Genomic DNA, 18043 nt, shown 5'->3' on the forward strand with positions numbered 1-18043 from the left:
AAACCCCGGGTTGACCCGAAGATCGCACTCTGGAGTGACGATCCGGACCTGCGGCCTGCAGAGACTTGCACTACTCCGATGTGGAAGGCGCAGGAAATGAGCAAAACCCCGTTACTACCTCAGCCGCTTTCCCTGCCCACGGCCCGGCGGCGGTCACTCGGTCTGGCCGGGACCGGGCCGTGGCTACTGCTGTGGGCGGGGTGCGCCGTGGCGGCGTTGCTCCTGGCCGCGGTCACCGACCAGGAGCCGCACCGGGTCTGGGGGCGCTGCGCCTTCTTTGGCTACGCCGGGGCCGGGGCCCTGGCCGTCGGCGGTTCGAGGGGACTGCGCCGGGCTGCGCCGTACGTCGCGGCGGTGGGTGCGGCCCTCGTACCCATGGTGTGGCTGGTCGCGCACCGGCAGGGGCAGCTCGAGGTCGATGTCGTGCACCAGTCGGGCGTGCTGCTGCTGCACACCGGCAGCCCATACCTGCCCGAGCCAACCCTGCTTGAGGACCACAACCCGTACCTGCCGGGGATGGCACTGTTCGGGCTGCCGTACGCCCTGCTCGGCGAGCACCCGATGACCGATGCCCGCTGGGGGTTCGCGTTGGTCTTCGGTCTCGCCCTGGCGGTGGCCGCCCGGGTAGCCCTCGGCCACTGCGCGCCCCGGGCCCTCGTGCTCCTGGCCGCTCTTCCGCTGCTGGCCCTGCCGCTGGCCACCGGGGGCATCGACCTGCCGGTCACGGCGCTGATGTGCCTCGCCCTCGCGACCGCCGCCGCGGGCCGTCCCGCGGCGACCGGGCTGGCCGCCGGCGCGGCGGCAGCGATGAAGTGGACGGCCTGGCCCGTACTGGCGGTGGTGCTGGTTCTGCTCGCGGTGCGCCGGGGCGGGCGGGTCGCGTCGGGCGCGGGCGCCGTGGCCGCCGTGGTCCTCGCCGTCCTGACGGTTCCGAGCTTCCTCGCCTCGCCGGGAGCCTTCGTTGAACATGTTTTGCGCTATCCGCTGGGAGCGGGTCGGGTCGCCTCGCCCGCCGCGAGTCCGTTGCCCGGGCACCTTGTCGCCACGCTGTTGCCGGGCGGGCGCCTGCTCGCCCTGGTACTGCTTGGCTCAGCCGCGGTGGCCATCGCCGTCGCGCTGGTGACGAGGCCACCGCGGACGCTGGTCGCCGCCGCCGACCAGCTTGCCTTCGCCCTCGCGGTGGCCATCTGTCTGGCCCCCGCCACCCGATTCGGCTACCTCCTGATGCCGTTGACCATCGCCGTGTGGTTCCGTCTGCATCCCGGCTCTCCGTGGGTGCACGGCACCACTACGCCCGTTCTAGGTCCTTATACACGAATTGAGTAGATTCTTCGGAGTTGTAGTTGATCGATGTCGGTGTCGGTCTAGCGTGCGGATGGTTGCTACCACCGGCCTGGTAGCCGAGGAAACCCGTGCCTTCGGGCTCCTCGTCGTTCACGGGGAAGGGCACCAGCACCGCGATGAATCATCAGCGCCACGCGACCGGAGTCAGTTCGGAGCAACCCGGCGAAGGTCGGGCGAGGTCACGGTGGCGGGCTGCCGGGCTGGCCGGAGCAGCCGGCCTCGCGCTTACCGCCGCCGTCGCCACCGGCATCACCATCCCCGGCGTGGACGTTGTCGGCCGCGCCAGCGCCGATGACCAGCCCGGAAAGCCGAAGGGTACGCCGGTGCGCTGTGACACGGGTCGGTTGATCGCCGAGATCACCCGAGCCAACGCCCAGGGCGGTGCCGTGCTCGACCTCGCCGCGGGCTGTACCTATCTGCTCACCGCGGACCTCGACGGTGCCGGTCTGCCCGCGATCACCACGCCGATCACCCTCAACGGCGGTAGGAACACCACCCTCAAACGCTCCGCCGCGGCCGACGAATTCAGAATCCTCAGCGTCGAGGCCAACGGTCGACTCACCCTGAATCACCTTACCGTCACCGGTGGGAGGATATCCGGCGACACCGACGGCGGCGGGATCCTCATCAATCCGGGTGGCGGTGCCACTATCAAAAATAGCAAGATTGTCGAAAATGTGTCCAGTGAGGGCGATGCCGGCGGGATTGGGAATTTTGGCGCTCTCCACATCGAACACTCGGTTGTCAGTAGGAATACCGCGGCGAACATCGGTGGCGCCATCTTCAGTATCGGCGCGATCTCCATCAACAAGTCACGGTTCGAGGCGAACACCGCGTTGACTGGCGGAGCTCTAACCGTCAGTGGTCAACTGACGGTTACCCGGAGCGAGCTGGTCGGTCACCAGGCCGCCGAGGGCGGGGCCATCTTCATCCTTGGTGGGACGACCGGCACCATCGCCGACACGCGCTTCGCGGAGAACGCGATAACGGGCTTTGGTGGCTCCGCCATCGCCGGTGGGCCTCTCCAGCTCACGGTTTCCCGGGTCACCGTCGCCAACAACACCGCAACCGGCGGTGGTCAGGGGGCGATCTTTCTGCAAGGTGGAGCCGCGCTCGTCGCGGACAGCGTCATCAAGAACAATGTCGGAGTTGACGGTGGCGGCGTGCACAACCTCGGCACGTTGACGCTCCTGCGTACGAAGGTCACCGGTAATCAGGCCACCGAATCGGGTGGCGGAATCTTCAACGGTGCGAGCGGCTCACTCACCCTGCTGCGCGCGAAGGTCACCGAGAACCTCGCCGGCGTCGACGGCGGCGGCATCTTCAACGAGGTGGGCGGCACGGTCGATCTCTCCACTGCCACCGGCGCCACTGTCGCCAAGAATCGACCAGACAACTGCGTGAACGTTCCCGACTGCTCCGGGTGACCTCCACCGTGCCCTACTGGCCGCCGGGTGGCAGGACTTCGGGTGGACGGACGGGCCGCTGGGTCCGTTGGTGTCGCCGGGCTGTTCGAAGGGCTGCGGGGTCAACCCCCGGTGTCGGGCCGCACACCAGACCCCGGCACGCTATTTCAGGGTTCTATTCGTGTTAATGTTCGTTTGGGCCTAATGTCGGCTTCATAGCGGGTAGTTTTTCGGCGGACACCGGCGGCGGGGTGCATAACGTCAGAGAACTGGTGATTCGGGCCTGCGGGGCAGGGATTGGCTCGACCCTTGTGGCCCGAAACGGCTCGTCCGGGCCGTTAGGCTCCCGACATGACCGATCTACCGCTCGTTGAGGACGCGTTCGCAGTGCCGGAGGCGTTTGTCGCCCACGGGTTGAGGCTTGAGTTGCTCGGGCCGCAGCACAACGAGGCGGATCACGCCGCCTGGATGTCGAGTATCGCGCACATCCGGTCAACGCCGGGCTTCGACCGGGGTTGGCCGCCGGCGGCCGGGATGACGCTCGCCGAGAACCGCGCGGACCTGGTGGGGCATGCGCAGCGGTCGCGACAGCGGGTGGACTTCGCGTACTCGGTCATCGAGATCGCCACCGGGGATGTGGTCGGCTGCGTCTATTTTGAGCCGTCGCCGATGGGGGAGGGGGAGGTGACGGCCTCGTCGTGGGTGACCGCTGCGCGAGCGGAACTGGATGCTCCGCTGACCGAGATCGTGGGGGCCTGGCTGCGAGACGTGTGGCCGTTCGCGGTCGTCCACTACCGCCGTGGCGAGGTGCCGGTGACGATTCGTCCGAGCCCCGAACAGCCGGTGGGGTAGGGGTTTACGGCTGGTGGCGCCACTCCGCGGCCAGCAGGGCGTACGTGTAACCGTCCACCCAGCCCAACTCGGCGTGCCAGGAGTCGCCGACGCCGTGCTGCTCCCGACGCATGCCGAGCTTTTCGAGGAGGCGCACCGAGGGGAGGTTGTCCGCGTAGCAGCCAGCGGTGATCCGACGTACGCCCAGCCGGTCGAAGGAGTACGCGACCATCGCGGCGACCGCCTCGGTCGCGTAGCCGTGGCCGCCGTACCCCGGGTCGAAGCTGTAGCCGATCTCGGCCTCCGTGTTCGGCGGAGTGCCGGGCTGCCCCATGCTGTCGCGTACGTCGAGCGAGACCGTCCCGATGACGACACCGTCGCGGGCCACCGCCACACTGTGGTCGTTGGGGTCGTCCGCTGACCGTCGCCACCTCGCCCGGAAGGCGGCAGGATCGGCCTCGGGGTGCAGTAGCCAGCGGCCGACCTCCGGCAGGTTGCGGTACTCCAGGATGCGGTCGATGTCGTCTTCGCGTACCGGCCGAAGCTCGAGGCGTTCGGTCCGGAGGTTCGTGCTTGCCACGACACAGGACAGTAGCGAATGACGCGTCGCTGGTGAGGTGTGCCGGTCTGGCTGGGCTCATGAGTCGTATTCGTCACTGCATACGTCGCTTTGCCCGGCTTGGGCATATCTTTCGCGTTCATGTTTGTTTGGGTCTGATGTCGGTTTAGGTTGCGGGTGGCTGCTACCGCCGTTCGGTAGCCGAGGGCGGCCCCCGTTGGCGCGGGTGGTGGGTCCTTGTCGTTCGCGGGGGAAGGGCATCGAGTTCACGATGAGGTATCAGGACCACACCCAGGGGCCGGTACGGCCGGGCGGGGGTCGGGCGAGGTCGCGGTGGTGGGCGGTGGGTTTGGCCGGGGTGACCGGTCTGGCTCTGGGCACCGTTGGTGTCGCTGTCGGCCCGGCCGTTGGCGCGCTCGGGAGCCCGCTGGCCGCCGCTGATGATCGTGGTGGTGACCGCGGCACACCGGACGCGGGCAAGCACGACGAGGCCAGGTACGACGACAGGGCCACGCATGGCGAGAAGGCCAAGGGCGGCGCGAAGGGCAAGCACGACGAGGGCAAGGGCAAACGGGACGACAAGGGCGGGGGTTCGGGGAAGAAGCCGCGGGGGATTCCGGTCCCGTGTGACGCGGATGCGTTGATCGCGCAGATCACCCTGGCCAACGCCCGTGGTGGTGCGGTGCTCGACCTGGCCGAGGACTGCACCTACCTACTCACCTTCGACATCGACGGTGCGGGGCTGCCGGCGATCGTCACCCCGATCACGCTCAACGGCGGCAAGCACACCACCATCGAACGGGCTGCCGCGGTGGAGGAGTTCCGGATCTTCACCGTTGACGTCGGCGGTGACCTCACCCTCAACAAGCTGACCGTCACCGGCGGACAGACCGACGAGGACGGCGGCGGGATCCTGGTCAACGCCGGTGGCGCGTTGACCACCAACCACAGCGCCATCACCCGCAACATCGCCGGTGGCTCGGGGGGTGGCATCGCCAACTCCGGCACGACCCGGGTCAAGTACTCCACCGTCGACCGCAACACCGCCGCCGCAGCAGGTGGCGGCATCTACAACACCGGCCTACTGGAGATCGTCAAGTCCCACATCGACGACAACACGGTCATCGGTGGTGGTGGCGGCGGCATCTACTCTGTCAACGGCATCGTCACCGTCAAGGGCGGCACCATCTCCGGTAACTTCGCCGACGCCAGCGGGGGGCTGGTTGTCTTCGGTGGCGTCGGCACCGTTACCGGCACCACCTTCACCAACAACCTGGCCCGCAGCAGTGGCGGTGGTGCCACCCGGGTCGAGAGCGGTGGACAACTCACAATGCGGAAGGTCAACCTGGCCGACAACACCGCATCGGCCCTCGGCGGCGCCATGTTCGTGGCAACGGACAGTTTCGCTGTCATCGAGGACAGCCTAATCAAGAACAACACCAATACCGGCTCAGTCGGCGGAGGCCTCTACAACGCCGGGGAAACAGTGGTTCGGCACACCAGGATCATCGGCAATCAGGCCACCGACGGTGGCGGCATTTACAACGAAGGCACAATCAGCCTCTTCACCACGAAGGTGGTCGAGAACATCGCCATCACCGACGGCGGGGGCATCTTCAACGCCGGCGGCACGGTGAACCTGAACACCGCCACCGGCACCATCGTGATCAAGAACCGACCCAACAACTGCGTCGACGTCCCCGGCTGCGCCGGATAGCGATTCGTAGTCCCACGAGGGCCCGTTCCCGCCGACGGCCGGTGGGAACGGGCCCGCTGCTGGGCCGCCCACTTTCCCGGACGGCTTACTTCCGACTGGGCGAGCCCTTCCGGCCCACACCAGACGACCCCACATCAGGACGACCCGCGCCAAGCCGAATCCGTCACGACGCGCCGCGCCAAACGGCCCTCCGAATGGTCGGCGCGGATGGCGAAAAATCAGACGGCCAGGGGTTCTCGGGACCCCTATCTGGGTACGGTCACGGGATGGTGTACATGCCGTCGCTGCCGCAGCCGCAGCGGTTGCTCCTGGCAGAACTGGCCGGCACAGCCAACCGCTACAGCATCGGTGAAGGTCGGGGCCTGCCACAGGAGGTGGCCGTCGCCGCGGTACGGGCGATAACCGACGACCCGGTGTTGCTCGGCATCCAGGCCGGGGTGGCGCTGGCAGATCCGTACGGCGTCAGCCGGCCAACCGTCGAACTGCTCAAGGCTGCCGGGGCTGACATGACCATCGCCCAGCAGCACGCGACCGAAGTGCGAGAACGCCTGGAGCGGATCGGCATCCCCAATGCTTCCGACGGTGGCGTCGCTGATGGTCGATCCGGCCAGCGTGGCGACGGACAGCCGGAAGGTCAGCGCGGGTAGGGCCGGGGGTGGTCTCACTTCGGCCCGCGGGCCGGGCTGGCGCAACTGGATGATCGACCTGCTCGGGAACGAGATGACGGTTCCGCCCCGTCGCCGGTGGGCGACGGGGCGGAACTCCGTTGGCTGTCCGTTTGTTGCGGGTGCTAGCCGGCGCAGCCGGGGACGTCGACGCAGTTGTTGGGTCGGTTCTTGATCACGATGGTGCCGGTGGCGGTGTTCAGGTTCACCGTGCCGCCGGCGTTGAAGATGCCCCCGCCGTCGGTGATGGCGATGTTCTCGACCACCTTCGTGGTGAAGAGGCTGGTCGTGCCTTCGTTGTAGATGCCGCCGCCCTGGTTGGCCTGGTTGCCGATCACCTTGGTGTGTCGCAGCACCGTCTGCCCGGCGGCGAAGATTCCTCCGCCGGAAGCCGAGGTCACGTTGTTTTTGATAAGGCTGTATTCGATGGTCGCGAAGCTTTCCCCTTCCTCTGCTCCGGAGACGAACAAGCCGCCGCCGAGGATGGAGGCGGTGTTGTCCGCCAGCTCGGCCTTTCGCATCGTCAGCTGGCTCCCGACGCCGGCTCGGATACCACCACCGCTACCGCTGCTGGTGTTCCCGGCGATTCGGGTGCCGGTAACCGTGCCGATGGAGCTGGACAGGAACATCCCTGCCCCGTTGGATGCCTGGTTGCCGGAGACGCTGCCGCCCTTGATGGTGACGGTGCCGTTGGTTGAGAAGATGCCGCCACCGCCGTCGCCACTGGTGTTGTTGTCGATGTGGGACTTGACGATCTCCAGTAGGCCGGTGTTGTAGATGCCGCCACCTGCTGCGGCGGCGGTGTTGCGGTCGACGGTGGAGTACTTGACCCGGGTCGTGCCGGAGTTGGCGATGCCACCCCCCGAGCCACCGGCGATGTTGCGGGTGATGGCGCTGTGGTTGGTGGTCAACGCGCCACCGGCGTTGACCAGGATCCCGCCGCCGTCCTCGTCGGTCTGTCCGCCGGTGACGGTCAGCTTGTTGAGGGTGAGGTCACCGCCGACGTCAACGGTGAAGATCCGGAACTCCTCCACCGCGGCAGCCCGTTCGATGGTGGTGTGCTTGCCGCCGTTGAGCGTGATCGGGGTGACGATCGCCGGCAGCCCCGCACCGTCGATGTCGAAGGTGAGTAGGTAGGTGCAGTCCTCGGCCAGGTCGAGCACCGCACCACCACGGGCGTTGGCCAGGGTGATCTGCGCGATCAACGCATCCGCGTCACACGGGACCGGAATCCCCCGCGGCTTCTTCCCCGAACCCCCGCCCTTGTCGTCCCGTTTGCCCTTGCCCTCGTCGTGCTTGCCCTTCGCGCCGCCCTTGGCCTTCTCGCCATGCGTGGCCCTGTCGTCGTACCTGGCCTCGTCGTGCTTGCCCGCGTCCGGTGTGCCGCGGTCACCACCACGATCATCAGCGGCGGCCAGCGGGCTCCCGAGCGCGCCAACGGCCGGGCCGACAGCGACACCAACGGTGCCCAGAGCCAGACCGGTCACCCCGGCCAAACCCACCGCCCACCACCGCGACCTCGCCCGACCCCCGCCCGGCCGTACCGGCCCCTGGGTGTGGTCCTGATACCTCATCGTGAACTCGATGCCCTTCCCCCGCGAACGACAAGGACCCACCACCCGCGCCAACGGGGGCCGCCCTCGGCTACCGAACGGCGGTAGCAGCCACCCGCAACCTAAACCGACACCGGACCCAAACAAACATGAACGCGAAAAACCAGCCTGAAACGGTCACGCGTTCGTTGGTGGCAGCCCCCGGTGGGGGCGGTGCCGTGCCGTCCGCTGCGCCGGGGCCGGGGCCGGGGCCGGGCCGCCAAGGGCCGGCGTGCGGCCTCCCGGCCCTGTCGATCGGTCCAACCCAGCTCAGCGGCAGAAGGGCGCCGGGCGTCACCCGAGTTGTGCGTCGTACGGTCCCACCGCTCAATTCTTTTGTTTTGCTCTTTTTGGCCCTTGCCCAACATCGGGGACTGTGAACGACTAGACCGTGGCCGATGATTCAGGGAATACTGTGGAAGGCGGGACGGCGGAAGTGGTACGAGTACCTCGAGTTTTGTTGGTAAACGCCGTCCTTGCGGCGATCGTGTGGCTGATCTGGGCGAAAGTGTGGGGGTGGAGCTACTTTACCCGACTTGACGAGCACTGGCCGGTGGCGCTAACCATGGTGTTCGGATCACTGGTTGGCGGTGGGACCAGCGAGGGCGGTGGTGCGATCGCCTTTCCGGTGATGACAAAAGTGCTGACCGTGCCGCCGGATCAGGCGCGTATTTTCACCTTCGCCATCCAGTCGATCGGTATGACTGCGGCTTCGCTGTCAATCCTGCTGTGCCGGGTCCCGATAGAGCGACGGGTGGTGCTGTACGGCTCGACCGCCGGAATGCTCGGCGTGGTGCTCAGCGTGACCATGATCGCTCCACATGTGCCGCTGAAGCTGGTGCGGGTGTTGTTTACGATGCTGCTCGTCGCGCTCGCGGTAGCGCTACTCGTGCAACTGCGTCAGCGCGGATATCGGCGAAATTTCGAGGTGCCGACGTGGACCGCTCGGGAGCGAAATCTGGTCCTGGGTGCCGGCTTCGCCGGCGGACTGCTCAGCGGCGTGGCCGGGGTAGGTGAGAACTGCGTCATGTTCTTGCTGCTCGTGTTGCTTTTTCGGGTTTCGGAGAAGGTGGCAACACCGACCACGGTGGTCATGATGACGCTGGTGTCGATCGCGGCGTTTCTGACGCATGTGTTCGTCGTCCGCGACTTCACCGGGTTTGTGGTTGACTACTGGATCACCGCGGCACCGGTGGTGGCCGTGGGCGCCCCGCTGGGGGCCTGGATCTGCACCCGGCTGACGCCCCTGACGATCCGCGGGGTGCTGTTCGTGTTGATCTTCGCGGAGTTGGTCAGCACCCTCCTGCTGGTGCCGTTCACTCCCGCCCTGGCCGTTGGCAGCGTCGCCGTGCTCGTGTTGTTCACCATCGTCTGCCTGGTCCTGATCCGTCAGGACACGTACGCCCGGCCATGGCCGTCCCGATTCGGGGAGGCCACCCTGACGGACCTGGGCGCCGGGGCCGCGGAGCGGCCGGCTGGACCCAATGCCCGTACCCGGGAGGACCTGCAGGATGTCGGCTAGGCATCCGCCCGGCGTTCCGTGCCCCGCTCCAGGGAGCGAGGCACGGATCTTTCCGGGTGCGAGGCACGGAACCTTCCGGGCGCCTACTCGCAGAGGGCTCCGTCCACGGCCGCCTCGACCTGACCGGCGGCGCTCTCCGTGGCGGGCTGCGCGGTGACGGCGAGGGTGACGGCGCGGCCGTCCTCGGTGACGCCGCCGCGGGTCGTGAAGCCGGGGACGTCCCCGCCGTGGCCCCAGGCACGGTCGCCGCAGGGCAGGTCCCAGCTCATCAGGCCGAGGCCATAGGCGCGGCCGGGAAAGGCGGGGACGGTGGTCCGCATCTCGTCGAGTTCGGCGGGCCGGAGCAGGTCGCCGGCGAGCAGGGCGGCGAAGAAGCGGTTGGTGTCGCTGGGGCTGGAGATCATCGCGCCGGCCGCCCAGGCCCAGGACGGGTCCATCCTCGTGACATCCTGCAGCGGCTTGTCCGGGTCGTCGGTGAAGTAGCCGTGTGGGTGCCGGCCCCGGATGCCCTGCTCGCCGACGTTCGGGAAGTAGGTGTCGCGCAGCTTGAGGGGGACGATGATCCGGTTGGTGATCTCCTCGGCCACCGGACGGCCGGTGACCTTCTGGATGAGCAGCCCGGCGACGAGGTAGTTGGTGTTGCTGTACTCCCACTTCGTGCCGGGTGCGAAGCTCGCCTTGTCGGTGAGGGCCAGGTCGAGCAGGTCGCGCGGCTCGAAATAGGTGTGCTGAAGGCGGAAGAAGTCCGGGGCGATGTCGTCGACATAGCCGGGGAGGCCGCTGGTCTGCTGTAGCCCCTGCCGTACGGTGATCTGCCGGCCGTCGATGCCGTCGCCGCGGACCAGGCCGGGCAGGTATGTCTCGATCGGCTCGTCCAGATCGACCTTGCCCTCACCGACGAGCTGCAGGACCACGGTGGCGACGAAGGTCTTGGTGTTGCTGCCGATGCGTACCCGTCCGTCGACCGGTGGCTTCCGCTTGCTGCCGAGTTCGGCCACCCCGGCGGTGTGGTTACGGGTACGGCCGTCGGAGGTGCGGACGGCGGCGAGAGCGGCCGGGAACTTCTCCTCGCTCACGAGGCGGTCGAGGTCTGCCTGCACGCCGTCGCGGTGGCGGACGGTATCGGCGCTGGCCGCGGGGGCGACCCCACTGAGGGCAAGACCGCCGACGAGGGCGAACGACGTCACGGCGGCCATCGCGCGTCGCCGGGTCGAGAACACCGGCGGGCGGCGGTGTGGGCGATTCCGATCGGACATGGGAACAACTCCTCATTGCCCTCGAACTGAGGGCGGGCTCGTTGGGAGGAACCCAGTTTCGACGGAACGAGCGTCGAGATCGATGCTGCTACCTGGCCGGTTCTGGTGGTGGTAGCCGGACTACGGTGCGCGCCTGGTGCCGTACCGGAAAGGACACCGAGGCGGCGATGAAGCACCGGTCATTCGCCTCGGCATGCAACGCGGTCGCCGGTTCGACCATGCTGGCGTGGGTGACTGTCACCCGTGGGCGGAGCAGGACGTCGGTGAAGCGGGCGGCACCGGTATGGTCCTCGCTCATCGTGCCGTGGGCGGCGTCGTGGTAGCCGACGACCACGACATCGTTGACCGCGCACAGGTGTAGGTACCACAGCAGATGGCACTGGCTGAGCGAGGCGACGAGGAGTAACTCGGGGTTCCACTGCCGCGGGTCGCCGCGGAACGCCGGGTCGGCGGAGCCGGCGAGGAGTGGGCGGCCGGGGCTCACCGTGTCGTACGACCTGTCGTAGGCGCGGTAGTCGGCCGTGCCGTGCCCACGGTCGCCGGTCCAGGTGGTGGAAACCTTGTAGGTGTGGTTCCGGGTCACGGACGAATTTTCGCAGGCGACTCGTGGGCGTCAACCAGCCACGATGGATTTCGCTGGTACCGGGACAGTTGCTCTCGAGTCGGCGAGTGGGGAGGGCCCGTTCCGGCCGGTTGACGGCGGAACGGGCCCTCTGGAATCCGCTGATCGCTACCCGGCGCAGCCGGGGACGTTGACGCAGTTGTTGGGTCGGTTCTTGATCACGATGGTGCCGGTGGCGGTGTTGAGGTTCACCGTGCCGTTGTTGTAGATGCCCCCGCCGTCGGTGGTGGCGATGTTCTCGACCACCTTCGTGGTGAAGAGGCTGATCGTACCGTCGTTCTGGATGCCGCCACCCTGGCTCGCCTGGTTGCCGATCACCTTGGTGTGTCGCAGCACCGTCTGCCCCCCGTTGAAGATTCCTCCGCCGATAAGCGAGGTCACATTGTTCTTGATCACGCTGTTCTCGACGGTCGCGAAGCTCTCCCCCTCTCCGGCAGCGGAGACGAACAAGCCGCCGGCCAGGCCCGATGCGTTGTTGTCAGCGAGGCTGACATGCCGCATCGTCAGCTGGCTCGCGACGCTGGCCCGGATACCACCGGTGCTGCCGCTGGCGGTGTTCCCGGTGATTTTGGTGCCGGTGACCGTGCTGATCGAGGTGGACAGGAACATCGCTGCGCCGTTGGATGCCTGGTTGCCGGAGATGCTGCCGCCCTTGACGGTGACGGTGCTGTTGGTCGAGAAGATGCCGCCACCGTTGTCGTCACTGGTGTTGTTGTCGAGGTGGGACTTGACGATCTCCAGCAGACCAGTGCTGTAGATGCCGCCTCCTTGAAAGCTGGCGGTGTTTCGAACAATTGCGGAGTGGTTGATTCGGGTGGTGCCGAAGTTGGCGATGCCGCCGCCGGAGTTGCTGTCGCCACCGGCGATGTTGCGGGTGATGGTGCTGTGGTTGGTGGTCAACGCCCCACCGGCGTTGACCAGGATCCCGCCGCCGTCATCGTCGCTGGTCTGTCCGCCGGCGACGGTGAGCTTGTTGAGGGTGAGGTCGCCGCCGACGTCAACGGTGAAGATCCGGAACTGCCCGACGGCTGCGGCGGCCCGTTCGATGGTGGTGTGTTTGCCGCCGTTGAGGGTGATCGGGGTGGTGATGGCGGGCAGGCCGCTGTCGAAGATGTCGGCGGTGAGCAGGTAGGTGCAGTCCTTGGCCAGGTCGAGTACGGCGCCACCGCGGGCGTTGGCCAGGGTGATCGCGGCGATTAACGCGTCGGCGTCACACGGGACCGGGATACCTGCCGGCTTCTTCTCCGAACCCCTGCTCTTGTCGTCCCGCTTGCCCTTCTCGCCATGCTTGCCCTTCTCGCCATGCTTGCCCTTCTCGCCATGCTGGCCCTTCCCGCCATGCTGGCCCTTGTCGTCCCGCTTGCCCCTATCGCCACCCTTGCCCTTGTCATCGTGCCTACCGCGGTCGTCGCCGTGATCATCGGAGGCGGTCAGGGTGCGCCCAACCGCCTCCGCGGCCGGGCTGGCGGCGACGCCGACGGTGCTCAGGGCCAGACCGGTCACCCCGGCCAGCCCCACCGCCCACCACCGCGACCTCGCCCGGCCCCCGCCCGGCCGTACCGGCCCCTGGGTGTGGTTCTGGTACCTCATCGTGAACTCGATGTCCTTCCCCCGTGTGCGACAAGGAACCCACCACCACACCGGGCAGTGGACGGCTCCTCGGCTACCAACCGGCGGTAGCAGCCACCGCAACCTAAACCGACACCGCACTCAGACAAACACGAATACGAAGAAAGGTGACTAAAAGGGATTCGCGGTGGGGATGGGTGGCTGGTCGTCGGGGAGGCCGCCTCGGCGACGCGACGGGCGGCGATGCCGGGGACACCGAGGACCCGCCAGCCCCTTCCGCTGCCCCCACCGCCTCAGCGACAGTGAGTGCGGAGCAGCCGCACCGGCCATCCGTGGCACCGGTGCGAACCGTGTCGAGCGGGTTGAGTTGACCCGGGTGGGAGGGCCACTGTGCCGACGCACGAGGTGATCAACCAGGTGCCACCCCTGGTCGACCACGACATGTCAGACGACCCGGCACTCCGCTCCGGGCTGGCCCGGGAGGGAGCCGGCTGGGCCAGCGCCGAGCTGCGCGAACTCGGCCGGCTCGGCGGCACGCAGGCGGCGGTCGAGCACGGCCGGTTGGCCAACGAACACCCGCCCGTACTGCGCACCCATGACCGCTACGGGCACCGGGTGGACGAGGTGGAGTTCCACCCGTCCTGGCACGAGCTGATGCGGACCGCGGTGACCTACGGCCTGCACGCCGCGCCGTGGGCCGATGACCGGCCCGGAACGCACGTCGCCCGGGCCGCGAAGTTCTACACCTGGCGGCCGGACGCCGGGCACGGCTGCCCGATCTCGATGACCTACGCGGCGGTGCCGGCGCTGCGGCACGCCCCGGAGTTGGCCGCCCAGTACGAGCCGCTGCTGACCGCCACCACGTACGACCCGGGGTTGCGTCCGGCGCTCGGCAAGCACGGCCTGCTGGCGGGCATGTCGATGACCGAGAAGCAGGGCGGTTCGGACGTACGCGCCAACACCACCCTCGCCCAGCCGGCGGCGGACGGCAGCTACCGGCTGGTCGGGCACAAGTGGTTCACCTCCGCACCGATGTGCGATCTCTTCCTGACTCTTGGCCAGGCCCCGGGTGGGCTGACCTGTTTCCTGGTGCCTCGGGTGTTGCCCGACAGCACGCGCAACGCGCTCCGGTTGATGCGGCTCAAGGAGAAGCTGGGCAACCGGTCGAACGCCTCCGCGGAGATCGAGTACGAGCACGCGGTGGCGTGGCGGGTCGGCGATGAGGGACGGGGCGTCCGCACCATCATCGACATGGTCAACCTCACCCGGCTCGACTGTCTGATCGGCGCCGCCGCCGGGATGCGCCAGGGGGTCGTCACCGCGGTCCACCACGCTCGCCACCGACGGGCCTTCGGGCGCCCGCTGGTCGACCAGCCGTTGATGCGCAACGTCCTCGCCGACCTGGCGGTGGAGTCGGAGGCCGCCACCGTCCTGATGCTGCGGCTCGCCGGTGCGACGGACCGCTCCGCCCGGGGTGACGCCGACGAGGCCGCGTTCCGGCGCCTCGGTGTCGCGGTCGGCAAGTACTGGGTCTGCAAGCGGTGGCCGGGGCACGCCGCCGAGGCGCTGGAGTGCCTGGGTGGCAACGGGTACGTGGAGGAGTCCGGCATGCCCCGGCTGTTCCGGGAGTCGCCGCTGAACTCCATCTGGGAGGGCTCCGGCAACGTGGCCGCCCTGGACGTGCTGCGGGCCTTGACCCGTCAGCCGCGGGTGCTGGCGGCCTTCGAGGCCGAGGTGGACGCCGCCGCCGGTGCGGACGCCCGGCTCGCAGCCGCGGTCCGGCGGCTGCGGGCGAGCCTGGCGGACCCGACCGACGCCCAGTTGCGGGCGCGGCACCTGGTGGAGCGGCTCGCCCTCGTCCTACAGGGGGCGCTGTTGGTGCGACACGGCCACCCGGCGGTCGCCGAGGCGTTCTGTGCGTCCCGGCTGGGCGGTGCGCACGGCTACGCGTACGGCACGCTCCCCGCCGGGATCGACCTCGCCGCGATCATCGACCGCGCCACGCCGAAGGTGGACTGACCCACCGCGGGCGGCTCAGGCGTAGAGGCGGCGGGCGTACTCCGGGCCGTAGTAGCTCTGCAACTCGGCCAGGCTCTCCGTGCGCGCCTCGACCTCCTTGGCCAGGCGAGCGCGCGACGGCAGCACGTTGGGCGTCCAGGTCTGCGGGTTCCACAACTGCGACCGGAGGAACGCCTTCGCGCAGTGGTAGAAGATCTCCTCGATCGCTACCACCAGCGCCAGGACCGGCCGGTGGCCCTGGACCGTCATCGAGTCGAAGAAGGGTGCCTCCCGTACCAGCCGGGCCCGGCCGTTGATCCGCAACGTGTCGGTGCGCCCGGGAATCAGGAAGATCAGCCCGACGTGTGGATTGTCCAGGATGTTGTGAAAGCCATCGGCCCGGCGGTTGCCGGGTCGCTCCGGGATGGCGATGGTGGTGTCATCGATCGGCAGGGCGAAGCCGGGCGGGTCCCCCTTCGGGGAGACATCGCAGGCGCCGTCCGCGCCGGCCGTCGCCACCAGACAGAACGGGGAGGCGGCCAGCCACTGCCGGTCCCGCTCGTGCAGGTGGGTTCGCTCCTTCGTGGCGGCCCGAGCCGTCGGTACGCCCAGTAATGCCCGCAACTCCTCGTGAGTGGTGATATCTACCGTCACGTGCCCCTCCCTCGTCCGTTGACCATGGCGGCGGTGCGTCATCGGCAGCCTAGACGACATCGGCCGGGGTGAGGTTTGCCGAACAGTGGAGGCCCGGGTATGGAGAGCCGACTCAAAGTGCTGGGTCACCCCCTCCACCCGATGCTGGTGATGTTCCCGGTCGCCCTGCTCGCGACCGCCGTGCTCTTCGACGTGGTCGACATCGTGGGCGGGCCCGACTTTCTCGGTGAGGTCGCCTACTGGAACCTCACCGTCGGCCTGGTCGGTGCGCTGCTGGCCGCGGCGGCCGGGACGGTCGACCTGCTCGCCATCCCGACCGGTACCCGGGCCAAGCGGGTGGCGCTCACCCACGCCGCGGGGAACGTGGCGCTGATCCTGCTCTTCGCCGCGGTCTGGGCGGTCCGGCTCAACGCCGACTCCCGGGCCGCCGGCGGAGCGCTCATCGCGATCGAGATCGTCGCCCTGGCGATCCTCGGAGTCAGCGCGTGGCTCGGTGGAGAGCTCGTTGACCGGCTTGGCGTCGGGGTCGACCGGGACGCCGACCTGGACGCGCCCAGTTCCCTGCGGCCCTCGACAACCCCCAGTGAATAGGAGAAGTGTGATGAGTGAAGCCGGCGGCGGGATCGGCCAGGGCAGGCGCGCCCGGCAGCAGGGGTGGGACCCGATGGGCGAGCTGCATTCGCTCCGCGCCGAACTGGGGCGGCTGGTGGGGGGTCGGTCCGACTCGACGGACCTCCAACTGGACGAGACCGAGGACGGCTGGGAGGTGATCGTCCGGCTGCCCGGGGTCGCACCCGACGAGGTGGCCGTCGAGCTGGACGAGCGGGAGCTCTGCGTCCGGGCCCGGTCGGAGGCCGAGGTCAACGCCGACTACGGGATCCTCGACGGCTCCGAGACCCGGGCATTCGTGTACCGGGTGGAGCTGCCGTCCCGGGTGGACCCGGAGGCCATCGACGCGGTGATGGATCACGGTCTGCTCCGGATTCGGCTGCCCCGGACCGTCCGACCCGAGCCCCGCACCATCACCGTCGGGCGCAGCGGTGCTCGCGGCGCCGACGGTGGCACCCAGTTCCCGGTCGACCCCGCCGCCAACCGGGAGCTGCACCACCCGCACGTCGAGTCCGACCGGCCGTAGCGCGCCGATGGTCGCCCCGCACCTGCTCGGCCCGGCCGCGCAGCGCGTACCCGAGGTGGAGCGGATCGCCGTGCTGCGGGCCAACGCGCTCGGCGACTTCATCTTCGTCCTGCCGGCGCTGACCGCGTTGCGGGCCGCGTACCCCGCGGCGGAGATCGTCCTGCTCGGCGCGCCGTGGCACGCGAAGCTCTGGCGCGATCGGCCCGGTCCGGTGGACCGGGTCCTGGTGGTTCCGCCGGCTCCCGGGATCCGCCGTCCGGAGCCGGACGAGCCGGAGTCCGGGCTGGCGGACTTCCTCACCCGGGCCCGCGCGGAGCGCTTCGACCTGGCGTTGCAGGTGCATGGCGGCGGGGCCAACTCCAACCCGGTGGTGGCCGGCCTCGGCGCCCGGGTGACGGCCGGTCTGCGGGCCGAGGACGCGCCGCCGCTGGACCGCTGGCTGCGGTACGTCTACTACCAGCATGAGGTGATCCGCTACCTGGAGGTGGTGGCCCTGGTGGGGGCGGTGGCGACCACGGTTGTCCCCACCCTGGCGGTCACCGACGCCGACCGGGCGGAGGCGGCCGAGGTGCTCGGCCCGGCGGACCGACCGCGGGTGGCGCTGCACCCGGGCGCCACCGACACCCGTCGACGTTGGCCGGTCGAACACTTCGCGGCCGTCGCCCGGCAGCTGCACCGGGACGGGTACGAGGTGCTGGTCACCGGCACACCGGTGGAGCAGGAGGTGGTGGAGCGGGTGGTGGCGGCGGCCGGGGTGCCCCTCCGGCCGCTGGTCGGCACGCTCAGCCTCGGCGGGCTGGCCGGCTGCTACGCCGGCTGCGCGCTGGTGGTCGCCAACGACACCGGGCCGCTACATCTGGCGGCCGCGGTTGGTACTTCCACGGTGGGCATCTTCTGGGTCGGCAATCTGATCACCACGGCGACCCCGCTGCGGGGCCGGCACCGCCCGATCACGTCCTGGACGGTGCACTGCCCGGTCTGTGCGGTCGACTGCACCCCGGGCAGCTATCCACACCGGCCCGGCGACGGCGAGTGCCCGCACCGCGACTCGTTCGTGGCCGAGGTCCCGGTGATCGAGGTCCTCGAAGCCGCCCGCGACCTGCTCACCCACGGAGCGCAACCGGCCTCGACGCCCTGAGTCGGGGCCGGGTCACGCCCCGCGGCGCGGTGGCC

The 18043-nt window shown here is 68.9% G+C and carries 16 protein-coding genes; 10 read left to right on the forward strand and 6 right to left on the reverse strand.

Annotated elements, in window-relative coordinates; all coding sequences use genetic code 11:
* Nucleotides 1-96 precede the first annotated feature (96 nt).
* From SALPAC3_RS0117590 to SALPAC3_RS0117600, 3 genes are all read left to right on the forward strand, one after another.
* On the forward strand, nucleotides 97-1326 hold the full coding sequence (locus SALPAC3_RS0117590; RefSeq protein ID WP_018222520.1) for a glycosyltransferase 87 family protein: 1230 nt from the start codon (nucleotides 97-99) through the stop codon (nucleotides 1324-1326).
* Between the two features lie 134 nt (nucleotides 1327-1460).
* Nucleotides 1461-2771 (forward strand): right-handed parallel beta-helix repeat-containing protein, encoded by a 1311-nt coding sequence (locus SALPAC3_RS0117595; RefSeq protein WP_026185673.1) that lies wholly within the window; start codon nucleotides 1461-1463, stop codon nucleotides 2769-2771.
* Nucleotides 2772-3101: 330 nt separating this feature from the next.
* Nucleotides 3102-3602, forward strand: a complete 501-nt coding sequence (locus SALPAC3_RS0117600) for a hypothetical protein (protein WP_018222522.1) — start codon at nucleotides 3102-3104, stop codon at nucleotides 3600-3602.
* A 4-nt stretch (nucleotides 3603-3606) separates the two neighbouring features.
* Here the strand turns inward: SALPAC3_RS0117600 and SALPAC3_RS0117605 are convergent, their stop codons facing one another.
* Nucleotides 3607-4161 (reverse strand): GNAT family N-acetyltransferase, encoded by a 555-nt coding sequence (locus SALPAC3_RS0117605; protein WP_018222523.1) that lies wholly within the window; start codon nucleotides 4159-4161, stop codon nucleotides 3607-3609.
* A 322-nt stretch (nucleotides 4162-4483) separates the two neighbouring features.
* Here SALPAC3_RS0117605 and SALPAC3_RS0117610 point away from each other — a divergent pair, with 322 nt between their 5' ends.
* A complete protein-coding gene (locus SALPAC3_RS0117610) occupies nucleotides 4484-5857 on the forward strand; it encodes a hypothetical protein (RefSeq protein ID WP_018222524.1) in 1374 nt (457 codons plus the stop codon).
* A gap of 266 nt (nucleotides 5858-6123) precedes the next feature.
* Entirely contained in the window at nucleotides 6124-6504 is a 381-nt protein-coding gene (locus tag SALPAC3_RS0117615) for a hypothetical protein (RefSeq protein ID WP_018222525.1), read from the forward strand.
* A 143-nt stretch (nucleotides 6505-6647) separates the two neighbouring features.
* Here SALPAC3_RS0117615 and SALPAC3_RS0117620 read toward each other — a convergent pair whose 3' ends face one another.
* Nucleotides 6648-8024, reverse strand: coding sequence for a hypothetical protein (locus SALPAC3_RS0117620; RefSeq protein WP_018222526.1), 1377 nt, complete (start codon nucleotides 8022-8024; stop codon nucleotides 6648-6650).
* A 526-nt stretch (nucleotides 8025-8550) separates the two neighbouring features.
* Between SALPAC3_RS0117620 and SALPAC3_RS0117625 the strand changes: the two genes are divergently transcribed.
* Complete coding sequence (locus SALPAC3_RS0117625; RefSeq protein WP_026185675.1) at nucleotides 8551-9636, forward strand: sulfite exporter TauE/SafE family protein; 1086 nt, start codon at nucleotides 8551-8553, stop codon at nucleotides 9634-9636.
* An 83-nt stretch (nucleotides 9637-9719) separates the two neighbouring features.
* Here the strand turns inward: SALPAC3_RS0117625 and SALPAC3_RS0117630 are convergent, their stop codons facing one another.
* The 3 genes from SALPAC3_RS0117630 to SALPAC3_RS0117640 form a co-directional block, all read right to left on the reverse strand.
* A complete protein-coding gene (locus tag SALPAC3_RS0117630; RefSeq protein WP_018222528.1) occupies nucleotides 9720-10892 on the reverse strand; it encodes a serine hydrolase domain-containing protein in 1173 nt (390 codons plus the stop codon).
* An 88-nt stretch (nucleotides 10893-10980) separates the two neighbouring features.
* Nucleotides 10981-11475 (reverse strand): OsmC family protein, encoded by a 495-nt coding sequence (locus SALPAC3_RS0117635; RefSeq protein WP_018222529.1) that lies wholly within the window; start codon nucleotides 11473-11475, stop codon nucleotides 10981-10983.
* A gap of 147 nt (nucleotides 11476-11622) precedes the next feature.
* The gene (locus SALPAC3_RS0117640; protein WP_018222530.1) at nucleotides 11623-13032 is read right to left on the reverse strand and encodes a right-handed parallel beta-helix repeat-containing protein; all 1410 of its coding nucleotides are present in this window, start codon (nucleotides 13030-13032) and stop codon (nucleotides 11623-11625) included.
* A 441-nt stretch (nucleotides 13033-13473) separates the two neighbouring features.
* On the opposite strand from SALPAC3_RS0117640, the gene SALPAC3_RS0117645 reads away from it, so the two are divergent.
* On the forward strand, nucleotides 13474-15102 hold the full coding sequence (locus tag SALPAC3_RS0117645) for an isovaleryl-CoA dehydrogenase (RefSeq protein ID WP_018222531.1): 1629 nt from the start codon (nucleotides 13474-13476) through the stop codon (nucleotides 15100-15102).
* Between the two features lie 15 nt (nucleotides 15103-15117).
* Here SALPAC3_RS0117645 and SALPAC3_RS0117650 read toward each other — a convergent pair whose 3' ends face one another.
* Nucleotides 15118-15735 (reverse strand): pyridoxamine 5'-phosphate oxidase family protein, encoded by a 618-nt coding sequence (locus SALPAC3_RS0117650; protein ID WP_018222532.1) that lies wholly within the window; start codon nucleotides 15733-15735, stop codon nucleotides 15118-15120.
* 99 nt (nucleotides 15736-15834) lie between these two features.
* On the opposite strand from SALPAC3_RS0117650, the gene SALPAC3_RS0117655 reads away from it, so the two are divergent.
* The 3 genes from SALPAC3_RS0117655 to SALPAC3_RS0117665 are packed head-to-tail and all read left to right on the forward strand — an operon-like array spanning nucleotide 15835 to nucleotide 18008.
* Nucleotides 15835-16326 (forward strand): DUF2231 domain-containing protein, encoded by a 492-nt coding sequence (locus tag SALPAC3_RS0117655; RefSeq protein ID WP_018222533.1) that lies wholly within the window; start codon nucleotides 15835-15837, stop codon nucleotides 16324-16326.
* 10 nt (nucleotides 16327-16336) lie between these two features.
* On the forward strand, nucleotides 16337-16870 hold the full coding sequence (locus SALPAC3_RS0117660; protein ID WP_018222534.1) for an Hsp20/alpha crystallin family protein: 534 nt from the start codon (nucleotides 16337-16339) through the stop codon (nucleotides 16868-16870).
* Between the two features lie 7 nt (nucleotides 16871-16877).
* Complete coding sequence (locus SALPAC3_RS0117665; protein WP_018222535.1) at nucleotides 16878-18008, forward strand: glycosyltransferase family 9 protein; 1131 nt, start codon at nucleotides 16878-16880, stop codon at nucleotides 18006-18008.
* The last annotated feature ends 35 nt before the right edge of the window (nucleotides 18009-18043 follow it).

The organism is Salinispora pacifica DSM 45544, assembly GCF_000378845.1.
GTDB classification, from domain to species: Bacteria; Actinomycetota; Actinomycetes; order Mycobacteriales; family Micromonosporaceae; genus Micromonospora; species Micromonospora pacifica.

Coding starts and splice junctions, on each gene's coding strand:
- SALPAC3_RS0117590 (WP_018222520.1), top strand. CDS start 97: ATGAGCAAAACCCCGTTACTACCTCAGCCGCTTTCCCTGCCCACGGCC.
- SALPAC3_RS0117595 (WP_026185673.1), top strand. CDS start 1,461: ATGAATCATCAGCGCCACGCGACCGGAGTCAGTTCGGAGCAACCCGGC.
- SALPAC3_RS0117600 (WP_018222522.1), top strand. CDS start 3,102: ATGACCGATCTACCGCTCGTTGAGGACGCGTTCGCAGTGCCGGAGGCG.
- SALPAC3_RS0117615 (WP_018222525.1), top strand. CDS start 6,124: ATGGTGTACATGCCGTCGCTGCCGCAGCCGCAGCGGTTGCTCCTGGCA.
- SALPAC3_RS0117630 (WP_018222528.1), bottom strand. CDS start 10,892: ATGTCCGATCGGAATCGCCCACACCGCCGCCCGCCGGTGTTCTCGACC.
- SALPAC3_RS0117655 (WP_018222533.1), top strand. CDS start 15,835: ATGGAGAGCCGACTCAAAGTGCTGGGTCACCCCCTCCACCCGATGCTG.
- SALPAC3_RS0117660 (WP_018222534.1), top strand. CDS start 16,337: ATGAGTGAAGCCGGCGGCGGGATCGGCCAGGGCAGGCGCGCCCGGCAG.
- SALPAC3_RS0117665 (WP_018222535.1), top strand. CDS start 16,878: ATGGTCGCCCCGCACCTGCTCGGCCCGGCCGCGCAGCGCGTACCCGAG.